Source organism: Geobacillus sp. FSL W8-1251 (assembly GCF_038005945.1).
Classification (GTDB): Bacteria; Bacillota; Bacilli; order Bacillales; family Anoxybacillaceae; genus Geobacillus; species Geobacillus stearothermophilus.
On sequence record NZ_JBBOUF010000001.1, the window covers coordinates 2339939 to 2353368 of the forward strand.

Here is a 13430-nt window from a genome sequence, read left to right on the forward strand (position 1 = left end):
ATAAAGTAGTAGAGAGGCGAAAACGCAAAGGAGGAGCTCCCTCGTGTGGAAAGATTTATTTGCCAAAAAGAAGAAGTATGCGTCGCTTTCTTCCGAGCAAGTGAGGCATGAGGTGCCGGAAGGCGTGATGACGAAATGCCCGCAATGCAAAAAAATTATGTATACAAAAGAGTTGGTGAAAAATTTGCGCGTTTGCCTAAGCTGCGGCTACCATCATCCGATGCCGGCGCGCGAACGGATCGAGAGCGTGCTGGATGACGGCAGCTTTCGCGAATATGATGCCGATATGATTTCTGTCAACCCGATCGGGTTTCCGGGCTACATAGAAAAACTCGAGGAAGACCGGCGCAAGTCGGGATTGAACGAGGCGGTCGTGACCGGCGAAGGGACGCTTGACGGCCATCCGCTCGTCATCGCGGTCATGGATTCCTCGTTTCGCATGGGCAGCATGGGGTCTGTTGTCGGCGAAAAAATCACCCGTGCAGTCGAACAAGCGCACGATAAAGGTGTGCCGTTTCTCATTTTTACCGCTTCCGGCGGCGCCCGCATGCAAGAAGGAGTGCTAAGCCTAATGCAAATGGCGAAAACGAGCGCCGCGCTCAAACGATTCAGCAACGACGGCGGCTTGTTCATCTCCGTCATGACCCACCCGACAACAGGCGGCGTGTCAGCGAGTTTCGCCTCGCTTGGCGATTACAACTTCGCCGAACCAGGTGCGCTCATCGGCTTTGCCGGCCGCCGCGTCATCGAACAGACGGTGCGCGAAGAGCTGCCGGAAGACTTCCAGACGGCGGAGTTTTTATTAAAGCACGGTCAGTTGGATGCCGTCATTCACCGCCATGAGCTGAAAGAGACGCTGGCGACTGTGCTTCGCATTCACACGGGAGGAGGGGAATCAGGATGGTGGCGGAACTAGAATTCGAAAAGCCGCTTGTTGAGCTGCGCCGCAAAATTCAAGAGCTGAGAGAGTTTATGAAAACGGCCGATGTCGATTTGTCGGCGGAAATCGAGAAACTGGAGGCGCGGCTCGCCAAGATGGAAAACGACGTGTATGCCAATTTGACGCCGTGGGATCGCGTGCAAATCGCCCGCCATCCGCAGCGGCCGACGACGCTTGATTATATTGAGCGGCTGTTTACGAACTTTCTCGAATGCCATGGAGACCGTTGTTTTGGCGACGACGAAGCGATCGTTGGGGGCATTGCCGAATACGACGGGCTGCCGGTGACAGTCATTGGCCACCAGCGTGGCAAAGATACGAAAGAAAATTTGCGCCGCAACTTCGGCATGCCACACCCGGAAGGCTACCGGAAGGCGCTGCGGCTCATGAAGCAGGCAGAAAAGTTTTCGCGGCCGATCATCTGCTTTATCGACACGAAAGGCGCCTATCCGGGCAAATCGGCCGAAGAGCGTGGGCAAAGCGAAGCGATCGCCCGCAACTTGTTTGAAATGGCAGGACTCACCGTGCCGGTCGTCTGCATCGTCATCGGCGAAGGCGGAAGCGGCGGGGCGCTCGCCCTTGGCGTCGGCAATCATATTCATATGCTTGAAAATTCCACGTACTCGGTCATTTCGCCGGAAGGGGCGGCTGCCATTTTATGGAATGATGCATCATTGGCGCAACGGGCGGCGGAAACGATGAAAATTACCGCTCACGACTTAAAAGCGCTCGGCGTCATTGACGAAATCATTCCGGAAGTGAAAGGCGGCGCCCACCGCAACGCTGACGAGCAGGCAAAGGAAATGGACCGCGTGTTGCGCCGGTCGTTGAAAGAGTTGTTGGCGCTTGACGGCGAGGCGCTCGTCCGGCAGCGCTATGAAAAATTTAAACAAATCGGCCAAGTGTCGTTTTTGCAGGAAACGATTCGGGCAAGATAAGGAAAAAGCTGTCTCGACTTTCGGGGCAGCTTTGTTCTGTCCATGAAAAAATTTTGTTCATGTAAACCGTTTCAACAAGGCGTCGCTGTTGTGTTCCGCTCATGTTCATGGTACATTAAAGTTGTTCAAGAGCGACAGGTGTATGAGGTCGGACGTGTTGAATTTGATACAAATGAGGTGAAATGAGTGAAACGCATTGGTGTGTTGACAAGCGGCGGCGACTCGCCGGGAATGAATGCGGCCATTCGCTCGGTTGTCCGCAAAGCGATTTACCACGGTGTGGAAGTGTACGGCGTTTATCACGGGTATGCCGGACTGATCGCCGGCAACATTAAAAAGCTGGAAGTCGGCGATGTCGGGGATATTATCCACCGTGGCGGCACGATACTCTATACGGCCCGCTGTCCGGAATTTAAGACGGAAGAAGGTCAGAAAAAAGGGATCGAGCAGCTGAAAAAGCACGGCATTGAAGGGCTGGTCGTCATCGGCGGCGACGGTTCGTACCAAGGGGCGAAAAAACTGACCGAGCACGGCTTTCCGTGCGTCGGCGTGCCGGGGACGATTGACAACGACATTCCGGGCACTGATTTTACGATCGGGTTTGACACGGCACTCAATACGGTCATTGATGCCATCGACAAAATCCGCGACACGGCGACGTCGCACGAGCGGACGTACGTCATCGAAGTGATGGGCCGCCATGCCGGCGACATCGCCTTATGGTCGGGGCTGGCCGGCGGGGCGGAAACGATTTTAATTCCGGAAGCCGATTATGATATGAACGACGTCATCGCCCGCTTAAAGCGCGGCCATGAGCGCGGCAAAAAACATAGCATCATCATCGTGGCGGAAGGGGTTGGAAGCGGCGTCGACTTCGGCCGGCAAATCCAGGAAGCGACCGGCTTTGAGACGCGTGTGACGGTGCTTGGCCACGTGCAGCGCGGCGGGTCGCCCACGGCGTTTGACCGCGTGCTCGCGAGCCGCCTCGGCGCCCGGGCGGTCGAGCTGTTGCTCGAAGGAAAAGGCGGGCGCTGCGTCGGCATCCAAAACAACCAGCTCGTCGACCATGACATCGCGGAGGCGCTAGCCAACAAACATACGATCGATCAGCGGATGTACGCATTGTCGAAAGAATTGTCCATTTAAGTCCCAAGGGGAAAGGAAGAAGACAAGATGAAGCGGAAAACGAAAATCGTCTGCACGATCGGGCCGGCAAGCGAGAGCGTAGAAAAGCTCGTGCAGCTGATGGAAGCGGGAATGAACGTGGCGCGCCTAAACTTTTCGCACGGCGATCATGAAGAGCACGGGCGGCGCATCGCCAACATTCGCGAAGCGGCGAAGCGAACGGGCCGAACGGTCGCCATTTTGCTTGACACGAAAGGGCCGGAAATCCGGACGCACAATATGGAAAACGGCGCCATTGAGCTGAAGGAAGGGGCAAAGCTCGTCATTTCGATGAGCGAAGTGCTCGGCACGCCGGAAAAAATTTCGGTCACCTATCCCAGCTTAATCGATGATGTGTCCGTCGGCGCGAAAATTTTGCTTGATGACGGGCTCATCAGCTTGGAAGTCAATGCGGTCGACAAGCAAGCGGGAGAAATCGTCACGACCGTGTTAAACGGCGGCGTGCTGAAAAACAAAAAAGGAGTCAATGTGCCGGGTGTCAAAGTCAACTTGCCAGGCATCACCGAGAAAGATCGGGCTGACATTTTGTTTGGCATTCGCCAAGGGATCGATTTCATCGCCGCCTCGTTTGTGCGCCGGGCGTCCGATGTGCTGGAGATCCGCGAGCTGCTTGAGGCGCATGACGCCCTCCATATCCAAATTATCGCCAAAATTGAAAATGAAGAAGGCGTCGCCAACATTGACGAAATTTTAGAAGCCGCCGACGGCCTGATGGTGGCGCGCGGCGATTTGGGCGTGGAAATTCCGGCTGAGGAAGTGCCGCTCATTCAAAAACTGCTCATTAAAAAGTGCAACATGCTCGGCAAGCCGGTCATTACGGCGACGCAAATGCTCGATTCGATGCAGCGCAATCCGCGTCCGACGCGGGCGGAGGCGAGCGACGTCGCCAACGCCATTTTTGACGGCACCGACGCCGTCATGCTTTCCGGGGAAACGGCGGCCGGCCAGTATCCGGTCGAAGCGGTGAAAACGATGCACCAAATCGCGCTCCGCACCGAACAGGCGCTTGAGCACCGCGACATTTTGTCCCAACGCACAAAAGAAAGCCAAACGACGATCACCGACGCCATCGGGCAGTCGGTCGCCCACACCGCGCTCAACTTGGATGTGGCGGCGATCGTGACGCCGACCGTGAGCGGAAAAACGCCGCAAATGGTGGCGAAGTATCGCCCGAAAGCGCCGATTATTGCCGTGACGTCAAATGAATCGGTATCGCGCCGGCTGGCGCTTGTGTGGGGCGTGTATACGAAAGAAGCGCCGCATGTGAACACGACGGACGAAATGCTCGATGTCGCCGTCGATGCGGCGGTGCGCTCCGGGTTGGTGAAGCACGGTGACTTGGTCGTCATCACGGCTGGCGTGCCGGTCGGCGAAACGGGTTCGACGAACTTAATGAAGGTGCACGTTATCAGCGATCTTCTCGCCAAAGGGCAAGGCATCGGCCGCAAGTCGGCGTTCGGCAAGGCCGTTGTAGCGAAAACAGCGGAAGAAGCGCGGCAAAAAATGGTCGACGGCGGCATTTTAGTCACTGTCAGCACCGATGCCGACATGATGCCGGCGATCGAAAAAGCGGCAGCCATCATTACTGAAGAGGGCGGGTTGACCAGCCATGCAGCGGTCGTCGGTTTGAGCCTTGGGATTCCAGTGATTGTCGGAGTGGAAAACGCAACAACCTTGTTTAAAGATGGGCAGGAGATTACGGTGGACGGCGGGTTCGGGGCCGTCTATCGCGGCCATGCCAGCGTGTTGTAACGCGGACTGAAACAGCCTTGGCCAGTGGAGCCAAGGCTGTTTTTTACAAAGTCGGCCTGCCGACGATAAAGCGCCAAATGTCGCGGAAGACGTTGGCGCTGTGGAGCGCGCGGATGATGACGAGCGCGACCGGACCGGCGATGAGGCCGAGGAAGCCGAGCAGCTTGAAGCCGACAAACAAGGCGATGAGCGTCGCGAGCGGGTCGAGCCCGATCGAGGAGGAGAGCACTTTCGGCTCCATAATTTGCCGTTGGACGAGAACGACGATATACAAAACGCCGAGCCCGATCGCAAACGGGATGTCGCCGCTGATGGCGGCGTAAATGATCCAAGGCACGAAGACGATGCCGGTCCCGAGGTAGGGCAAAATATCGACAAAGCCGATGATCAACGCGATCGTAATCGCGTAATCGACGCGCAAAATGAGCAAGCCGATCAACACGATGACCGTCGTAATCGAAATGAGCGTCGCTTGCGCTTTAATAAAGCCAAACAACGCCCGCTTCAAATCCAAAAACACCGTTTTCCCGCTCGTGCGGGCTTTCGCCGGCAGCCAACGCTGCGCCATCCGCATTAAGCGGTGCCAGTCTTTGCTGATGAAAAAGGTCGCCAACAGTGAAAAAATAAATACGGTCGCCGCGTTTGGCAGCCAGGCGATGAGCTGGGGAATGTTTTGCAGCACGCGCTGAATGAATTCGCCGACCGTCGTCGCGATTTGCGTTCCGACCGCCTGAATGTTTTGCATGATCGTATCTTGTTGATCGGCGTTCAAGCTTTTAAACAAGACGGCCAAGTCTTGGTAAAGCGGGATAAGCTGATTGGCGGCAAACGATTCGATGTACGCGACGAGCGCCTGGAATTTTTCCGGCACCACATTGGCCAAATATTGCGTTCCCGAAACGATCTCAGCGATCAACAGCGTCACCAGCCCGGCGACAGCGGCGAACAAGACGATGAGCGTGGCGCTGACCGCGAGCCAGCGCGGCATTTTCACCTTTCGTTCCAACAAGTCGACGACCGGGTTGATGAGAAAGGCGATGAAAAAGGCAATGATAAACGGGTACGTCAATGTTGCGGCATAGTAGGCGGCGGCAGCGCCGAACGCAACGATCGCGATGACGATGAGAAAACGCAAAAAGCGGTCAACATATATTCGGGACAATGTTTCACCCCCACTCGTTTTCCATACTGATATATTACATGTTTCTTTACGAAGAAGCAAAAAGACAAGCTTCATAGGAAAGGGCGAACAATCATGAACGAACCCGTCTTGTTTTTGCTCGGGCTGCTTTTGGTCGGCCTATTGGCGAAAAACAAATCATTTATTGCCGCGATTGTCGTGCTGCTTGCCATTAAACTCGCCGGCCTCGATCAGCGGCTGCTCCCGTTGATCCATGCCAAAGGCCTCAACTGGGGCATTACGCTCATTACGATCGCCGTGCTGGCGCCCATTGCCTCCGGGGAGATCGGCCTTAAGCAGCTTGCCGGCTCGCTGCAATCGTTGGCGGCCTGGGTGGCGCTTTTATCCGGCATTCTTGTTGCGTTGATCGCGAAAGGGGGCGTGACGCTTTTGGCGAATGACCCACATATCACCGCGGCGCTTGTGTTTGGCACGGTCATTGCGGTGTCGCTGTTTCACGGGGTGGCGGTCGGCCCGTTGATCGGCGCGGGGATTGCCTATATGGTCATAAAAATGGTAGAATATTTTTGAACTGGGGACGGGGAACGTTATTCTTATGTAATGTCTTTTGCCAGGACGATACATTTCCGTTCACAAAAGTCTGATAATTGTTTATAATATTTATAATAGTAGGCGTAAGCTAGTTTTCGGGTCAAACGGAGCCCCCTCGCCACAGCGCGGCGGCATCCGCACGGTGATGTAAGCACTTTCGATAGCGTGCGCTTGTTTTTTGCGCCTGTTTCGAGCAAGCGCTCACCGGCCGTAAAGCGGCAAGCAGGAACGAGGAACTATAAAGAAAAGGGGAGATTGGCATGACGGTAACTCGCGGTTTGGAAGGAGTTGTAGCGACAACCTCTAGCATCAGCTCAATCATCGACGATACATTGACGTATGTCGGCTATGACATCGACGATTTGGCTGAAAACGCTTCCTTTGAAGAAGTCATTTATTTGCTTTGGCACCGCGAGCTGCCCACGAAAGAACAGCTCGAGGAGCTGAAACAGCAATTGGCGGAAAATGCCGACATCCCGCGTGAGATCATCGAACACTTCAAGCTCTATCCGATTGAGAACGTGCATCCGATGGCCGCGCTGCGCACTGCCGTCTCGCTTCTTGGCCTGTACGACGAAGAAGCGGACGTGATGACGAAAGAAGCGAACTACCGGAAAGCGATCCGCCTGCAGGCGAAAATTCCGACGATTGTCACTGCCTTCGCCCGCGTGCGCAAAGGGTTGGAACCAGTTGCGCCGCGCAAAGATTTGAGCTTTGCCGCCAATTTCTTGTATATGCTGACCGGCAAAGAACCAGACGACATCGCCACGGAAGCGTTCAACAAGACGCTCGTGCTGCACGCCGACCATGAGTTGAACGCGTCGACGTTTACGGCGCGCGTCTGCGTAGCCACGCTGTCCGATATTTATTCCGGCATCACGGCGGCGATCGGCGCGTTGAAAGGACCGCTTCACGGCGGGGCGAACGAAGCGGTGATGAAAATGTTGACGGAAATCGGCACGGTCGACAACGTCGAGCCGTACATCCGCACGAAGCTCGCCAACAAAGAAAAAATTATGGGCTTCGGCCATCGCGTCTATCGGAAAGGCGACCCGCGCGCCAAGCACTTGAAGAAAATGTCGGAAAAACTGACGAAGATCGTCGGCGAACCGCACTGGTACGAAATGTCGGCGAAAATCGAGGAAATTGTCACGTCGGAAAAAGCGTTGCCGCCGAACGTTGACTTTTATTCCGCTTCGATTTACCATTGTTTAGGAATCGATCATGATTTGTTTACGCCGATTTTTGCCGTGAGCCGGACATCGGGATGGTTGGCCCATATTTTGGAACAATATGACAACAACCGTCTCATCCGTCCGCGCGCCGAGTACACCGGCCCGGGCAAGCGGGCGTACGTGCCGATCGACGAGCGCGGCTGAAATAAGTGGACAAGGCGTTGAAGGTGAGCCTTCACGCCTTTTCAATAAAAAACTGGCATTGGGGGTTTTACTCGTGACGCAAGGGGAAAAAATTACTGTCACCAATGGTGTGCTCAATGTTCCAAACAATCCGATCATTCCGTTCATTGAAGGGGACGGAACCGGCCCGGACATTTGGGCGGCCGCTTCGCGCGTGCTGGAAGCAGCGGTGGAAAAAGCGTACAAGGGCGAGAAAAAAATCGTTTGGAAGGAAGTGCTCGCCGGCGAAAAAGCGTACAAGCTGACGGGCAGCTGGCTTCCGGATGAAACGCTTGAGACGATCCGCGAATACATAATCGCCATTAAAGGGCCGTTGACGACGCCGGTCGGCGGCGGCATCCGTTCGCTCAACGTCGCGCTCCGCCAAGAGCTCGACCTGTTTGTCTGCCTGCGTCCGGTCCGCTACTTTCCTGGCGTTCCGTCGCCGGTCAAACGTCCGGAAGACACCGATATGGTCATTTTCCGCGAGAACACGGAAGACATTTACGCCGGCATTGAATACGCCAAAGGAACGCCGGAAGTGAAAAAAGTGATCAACTTCTTGCAAAACGAAATGGGCGTGCGCAAAATCCGTTTCCCGGAAACGTCCGGCATCGGCATTAAGCCGATTTCCGAACAAGGGACGAAACGGCTTGTGCGCGCGGCGATCAACTATGCGATCGAACACGGCCGCAAGTCGGTGACGCTCGTCCATAAAGGGAACATTATGAAGTTCACGGAAGGCGCGTTTAAAAACTGGGGCTATGAGCTTGCCGAACAAGAATTCGGCGATAAAGTGTTCACGTGGGCGCAATACGATCGGATCGTCGAAGCCGAGGGCAAAGAGGCGGCGAACAAAGCGATGGCGGAAGCGGAAGCAGCCGGCAAAATCATCGTCAAAGACGTTATCGCCGACATCTTCCTGCAGCAAATTTTGACGCGTCCGCGCGAATTTGACGTCATTGCGACGATGAACTTAAACGGCGACTACATTTCCGATGCGCTCGCAGCCCAAGTCGGCGGCATCGGCATCGCGCCGGGGGCGAACATCAACTATGAAACCGGCCACGCCATTTTCGAGGCGACGCACGGCACGGCGCCGAAATACGCCGGTCTTGACAAAGTCAATCCGTCGTCCGTCATTTTGTCCGGCGTCATGATGTTTGAGCATCTCGGCTGGAACGAAGCGGCGAAGCTCATCATCCAGGCGATGGAAAAAACGATTGCCGCCAAAATCGTCACGTACGACTTTGCCCGCCTGATGGAAGGGGCAACCGAAGTGAAATGTTCGGAATTTGCCGATGCGCTCATCCGCAATATGGACTAATTTAATGAAATGGTTGGCAAAACGATGGCGATGAAACGGAAGAAGATCTCGGTGATCGGCGCCGGATTCACGGGGGCGACGACAGCGTTCCTGCTGGCGCAAAAAGAGCTTGGCGACATCGTATTGGTCGATATTCCGCAGTTGGAAAATCCGACGAAAGGGAAGGCGCTTGACATGCTCGAGTCGAGCCCGGTGCTCGGCTTTGACGCCAACATTATCGGTACGTCGGATTATGCCGACACGGCCGATTCCGACATCGTCGTCATTACGGCCGGCATCGCCCGCAAACCGGGGATGAGCCGCGACGACTTGGTGACGACGAACCAAAAAATTATGAAACAAGTGACGAAAGAAGTCGTCAAATACTCACCAAACTGCTACATCATCGTCCTGACGAACCCGGTCGATGCGATGACGTACACGGTCTTCAAAGAGTCCGGCTTTCCGAAAAACCGCGTCATCGGTCAGTCGGGGGTGTTGGACACGGCGCGCTTCCGCACGTTCGTCGCCCAAGAGCTGAACATTTCGGTGAAAGATGTCACCGGCTTCGTGCTGGGCGGCCATGGCGATGACATGGTGCCGCTCGTCCGCTACTCGTACGCCGGCGGCATTCCGCTCGAGAAGCTCATTCCGAAAGCCCGTTTGGACGCCATCGTTGAGCGGACGCGCAAAGGCGGCGGCGAGATCGTCAACTTGCTCGGCAACGGCAGCGCCTACTACGCGCCGGCCGCCTCGCTCGTCGAAATGGTCGAAGCGATTTTGAAAGACCAGCGCCGCATTTTGCCGGCGATCGCCTACCTTGAGGGCGAGTACGGCTATGAAGGGATTTACCTGGGAGTGCCGACGATCTTGGGCGGCAACGGCATCGAGAAAGTGATCGAGCTCGAGCTGACCGAAGATGAAAAAGCGGCGCTGGCCAAATCGGTCGAATCGGTCAAAAACGTCATGCGCGTGTTGGAATAACGAAAAGGCGAAAATTCGGGCGCTGTCCCGAATTTTTGCCCGTGATGAATGAAAGCGCTTTCTGGGAGGAGGGGTGGGAACGTGTTGAAAAAACGGAAACCCGGGAGAACGATCAGGGAGATTCAGGTTGGAGAAAAAAATTGTCTTTCAGGCGTCCATTGAGGACAAAGACTTGCTTCTTTACCTTGGACTGACCGATGATGCCAACCCGCTTTACATCCAACATGACTACGCTTTGCAGACGCCGCTCGGCCAGCCGGTTGTGCGCCGATTATGCTGACGGGGATGATTACGTCGGCGGTCTCCAAATATTTGCCCGGTCCGGGAAGCTACATCACCCGGCAGGACATCCGCTTTCTCCGCCCGGTTTACCATTATGAGACGCTCGAATTTTTGCTCGAAGTGACCGGGGTGGATGAGGAAGGCCATTGCGTCACCTTGGCCGTGACCGCGACGCGCGGGACAGAGACGGTGCTGGATGGAACGTTGTCCGTCTGTCCGCCGCACGCCTTGCCGCGCTTTGATGGCCGGGTTTTAGAAAATTTTTGACCGGAATCGTGTTTCGCCGGCGGCCAAAAGCCGGCGACAACGTGCGAGAGACTGTTCCTTGCGGGGCTGCTTGCCCGCCGGGGGAGCAGTCTCTTTATTTTTTTCGTGACAAATCGCGAGTTATGGTATCATAAGGGCAGAAACTATCGGATGAAACGGAGGAGCGGCATGGAAAAAAAAATTTTAGTCGTTGATGACGAACAGCCGATCGTGACATTGTTGGCGTACAACTTGGAGAAAGCCGGCTTTCAAGTTGTGGCTGCCTATGACGGCGAAGAAGCGCTCGCCAAAGTGGCGTCCGAACAGCCGGCGCTCATCATTTTGGACTTGATGCTGCCGAAGCTTGACGGTGTCGAAGTGTGCAAGCGGCTCCGTCAGCAGCAAATCATGACGCCGATTTTAATGCTGACGGCCCGCGATGACGAGTTTGACAAAGTGCTTGGCCTCGAGCTTGGCGCCGACGATTATATGACCAAGCCGTTCAGCCCGCGGGAAGTCGTTGCGCGGGTGAAGGCGATCTTGCGCCGTACGGAGATTGCACAGCCGGCAGCGGAGGAGGGCGAGCGGCTTTCTGTCGGCCGGCTCGAGATTTTTCCAGAGCGATATGAGGCGGCGATCAGCGGCAAGCCGCTCGAGCTGACGCCGAAAGAATTTGAGCTGCTCCTGTATTTGGCGCGGCATAAAGGACGGGTACTGACGCGCGACCAGCTGCTCAGCGCGGTATGGAACTATGATTTTGCCGGCGATACGCGCATTGTCGATGTCCATATCAGCCATTTGCGCGAGAAAATCGAAGAGGACACGAAAAAACCGGCATACATCAAAACGGTGCGCGGCCTCGGCTACAAACTGGAGGAGCCCAAGCAGCATGGATAGCTTGCGCAACCGGCTGTTGTTTTGGCTCATCACGCTCATCGTCACGGTTTTGATCGCCCTCGGTTTGCTGCTTGGACAACTGCTCAAACAGTTTTACGCCGAGACGATGAACAAGCGGATGGAAAAAGAGGCGAAAGCGCTCGCCATTTTGCTTGAAAACGAGTCGCTTGAGCAAATTCGCATCGACTTGCACGACATGGGGAACGAGCTGTCATCGCGCATCACGGTGCTTGACCGAAATGAACAAGTGCTCTTTGACAGTGGGCGCATCGCGGCGATCAGCGATGAAGACCATGAGCGCATCATCCGCACCATTTTGCGCAAACAGCAGTTTCCGCGCTTCTCGGTTATTGAAAAAGCGAATGATGTATACTATTACATCGCTCCATACGGACGCGGCTCGGAGCGGGACGGCTATGTCGTGTTAAGCACGCCGACGAGCTCGCTGAAAAAAGTGAACCAGCAAATTTGGGGCGTGCTCACGAGCAGCCTCGGCATGGCGCTTGTTGTCATAATCGCCCTTGTCTTTAAAATCACCAACCAATATATGCGGCCGATTGAAGCAGCGACGAAGGCGGCGTTTGAACTCGAAAAAGGCAACTATGCCGCCCGTGTGCCTGAAGGCGAATATAAAGAAGCCGGCATGCTCGTCCGCTCGATCAACCGCCTCGCCCGCAACTTGCAGGAGATGAGCCGGGCGCGAGAAATCCAAACCGAACGGCTTCATACGCTCATTGAAAACGTCGGCAGCGCGTTGTTGTTTATTGACCATCGCGGGCATGTTCATTTGCTCAACCGCACGTTCCAAACCTATTTTCATCTTGAGCCATCCGCCTGTTTGTACCGTCCATATGCCGATGTGCTGCCATACCGCGACGTTGTCCGGCTTATTGACGACATTTTTATTACAGAAACGCCTATCCGCCGGCAAATGCGATTGACGGTCGGCATTGAGCGGAAGCATTTCGACGTGTACGGCGCCCCGATTATCGGCACGAACGCCGAATGGAAAGGGATCGTCGTCGTGTTCCACGACATTACCGAGCTCAAGCGGCTCGAGCAAATCCGCAAAGACTTTGTCGCCAACGTGTCGCACGAGTTGAAAACGCCGGTGACGTCGATCCGCGGATTCGCTGAGACGCTGCTTGACGGGGCGATGAAAGACGAAGCGGCGCTTGAGCATTTTTTGACCATCATTTTAAAGGAAAGCGAGCGGCTGCAGACGCTCGTTGAGGAGCTGCTTGATCTGTCAAAAATTGAGCAGCAAGGGTTTCGGTTGAACATGGAGGACGTCGACGTCGCCCAAGTGATGGCGGAGGCGGTGGCCGTGTTTCGCAAGCAGGCAGCGGAAAAAGGAATCGACTTGCGCGCCGAGGCGCCGCCCGGGTTGACGATCCGCGGCGACAGGAACCGGCTGAAGCAAATTTTGCTCAATTTGCTCGCCAATGCGTTGGCGTACACGCCGGAACGGGGGAACGTCGCCGTTTGGGCGGAAGAAACAGATGATGGAGAAGTGCTCATCCATGTGAAAGATACCGGCATCGGCATTGAAGAACACGAAATCCCGCGCATTTTCGAACGCTTTTACCGCGTCGACAAGGCGCGCAGCCGCAACTCAGGAGGGACGGGGCTGGGCCTTTCGATCGTCAAGCACTTGGTCGAGGCGCATCGCGGCTACATTACGGTGGCGAGCGAAGTCGGGCGCGGCACCGAGTTTACGATTCATTTCCCGAAGCCGGAGCGGTAGCCGGCTTCTTTTTATGGCCGCCCG

Annotated in this window: 11 protein-coding genes and 1 pseudogene; 11 read left to right on the top strand and 1 reads right to left on the bottom strand. The window is 55.5% G+C overall.

Features of this window, described 5'->3' with window-relative positions:
• Nucleotides 1–43 precede the first annotated feature (43 nt).
• The 4 genes from accD (at nucleotide 44) to pyk (ending at nucleotide 4815) form a co-directional block, all read left to right on the top strand.
• Nucleotides 44–916: an acetyl-CoA carboxylase, carboxyltransferase subunit beta gene (gene accD / locus NSS88_RS12340; protein ID WP_033014454.1), complete on the top strand. Its 873-nt coding sequence runs from the start codon at nucleotides 44–46 to the stop codon at nucleotides 914–916.
• Nucleotides 901–1878: an acetyl-CoA carboxylase carboxyl transferase subunit alpha gene (gene accA, locus NSS88_RS12345; RefSeq protein ID WP_033014453.1), complete on the top strand. Its 978-nt coding sequence runs from the start codon at nucleotides 901–903 to the stop codon at nucleotides 1876–1878. Before accD ends, accA begins: the two co-directional genes overlap by 16 nt.
• A gap of 186 nt (nucleotides 1879–2064) precedes the next feature.
• Complete coding sequence (gene pfkA, locus NSS88_RS12350) at nucleotides 2065–3024, top strand: 6-phosphofructokinase (protein WP_033014452.1); 960 nt, start codon at nucleotides 2065–2067, stop codon at nucleotides 3022–3024.
• Between the two features lie 27 nt (nucleotides 3025–3051).
• Nucleotides 3052–4815, top strand: coding sequence for a pyruvate kinase (gene pyk / locus NSS88_RS12355; RefSeq protein ID WP_055358664.1), 1764 nt, complete (start codon nucleotides 3052–3054; stop codon nucleotides 4813–4815).
• A 43-nt stretch (nucleotides 4816–4858) separates the two neighbouring features.
• On the opposite strand, the gene ytvI is transcribed toward pyk, so the two are convergent.
• Nucleotides 4859–5977, bottom strand: coding sequence for a sporulation integral membrane protein YtvI (ytvI, locus tag NSS88_RS12360; protein WP_033014434.1), 1119 nt, complete (start codon nucleotides 5975–5977; stop codon nucleotides 4859–4861).
• Between the two features lie 93 nt (nucleotides 5978–6070).
• Here ytvI and NSS88_RS12365 point away from each other — a divergent pair, with 93 nt between their 5' ends.
• The 7 genes and pseudogenes from NSS88_RS12365 (at nucleotide 6071) to pnpS (ending at nucleotide 13406) form a co-directional block, all read left to right on the top strand.
• Nucleotides 6071–6526, top strand: coding sequence for a DUF441 domain-containing protein (locus NSS88_RS12365; RefSeq protein WP_044743525.1), 456 nt, complete (start codon nucleotides 6071–6073; stop codon nucleotides 6524–6526).
• Between the two features lie 281 nt (nucleotides 6527–6807).
• A complete protein-coding gene (gene citZ, locus NSS88_RS12370; protein WP_049624513.1) occupies nucleotides 6808–7926 on the top strand; it encodes a citrate synthase in 1119 nt (372 codons plus the stop codon).
• A gap of 73 nt (nucleotides 7927–7999) precedes the next feature.
• On the top strand, nucleotides 8000–9271 hold the full coding sequence (gene icd / locus NSS88_RS12375; RefSeq protein ID WP_339239376.1) for an NADP-dependent isocitrate dehydrogenase: 1272 nt from the start codon (nucleotides 8000–8002) through the stop codon (nucleotides 9269–9271).
• Between the two features lie 24 nt (nucleotides 9272–9295).
• Nucleotides 9296–10234 (top strand): malate dehydrogenase, encoded by a 939-nt coding sequence (gene mdh, locus NSS88_RS12380; protein WP_049624515.1) that lies wholly within the window; start codon nucleotides 9296–9298, stop codon nucleotides 10232–10234.
• 81 nt (nucleotides 10235–10315) lie between these two features.
• Nucleotides 10316–10783 (top strand): annotated as a pseudogene (locus NSS88_RS12385) (MaoC family dehydratase).
• Nucleotides 10784–10951: 168 nt separating this feature from the next.
• On the top strand, nucleotides 10952–11659 hold the full coding sequence (locus NSS88_RS12390; protein WP_049624516.1) for a response regulator transcription factor: 708 nt from the start codon (nucleotides 10952–10954) through the stop codon (nucleotides 11657–11659).
• Complete coding sequence (gene pnpS / locus NSS88_RS12395; RefSeq protein ID WP_339239373.1) at nucleotides 11652–13406, top strand: two-component system histidine kinase PnpS; 1755 nt, start codon at nucleotides 11652–11654, stop codon at nucleotides 13404–13406. The genes NSS88_RS12390 and pnpS overlap by 8 nt, the downstream gene beginning before the upstream one ends.
• The last annotated feature ends 24 nt before the right edge of the window (nucleotides 13407–13430 follow it).

Excerpts from the sequence above, each read along its gene's own strand:
- accA (WP_033014453.1), top strand. The coding sequence starts at position 901 with ATGGTGGCGGAACTAGAATTCGAAAAGCCGCTTGTTGAGCTGCGCCGC.
- pyk (WP_055358664.1), top strand. The coding sequence starts at position 3,052 with ATGAAGCGGAAAACGAAAATCGTCTGCACGATCGGGCCGGCAAGCGAG.
- NSS88_RS12365 (WP_044743525.1), top strand. The coding sequence starts at position 6,071 with ATGAACGAACCCGTCTTGTTTTTGCTCGGGCTGCTTTTGGTCGGCCTA.
- citZ (WP_049624513.1), top strand. The coding sequence starts at position 6,808 with ATGACGGTAACTCGCGGTTTGGAAGGAGTTGTAGCGACAACCTCTAGC.
- mdh (WP_049624515.1), top strand. The coding sequence starts at position 9,296 with ATGGCGATGAAACGGAAGAAGATCTCGGTGATCGGCGCCGGATTCACG.
- NSS88_RS12390 (WP_049624516.1), top strand. The coding sequence starts at position 10,952 with ATGGAAAAAAAAATTTTAGTCGTTGATGACGAACAGCCGATCGTGACA.
- pnpS (WP_339239373.1), top strand. The coding sequence starts at position 11,652 with ATGGATAGCTTGCGCAACCGGCTGTTGTTTTGGCTCATCACGCTCATC.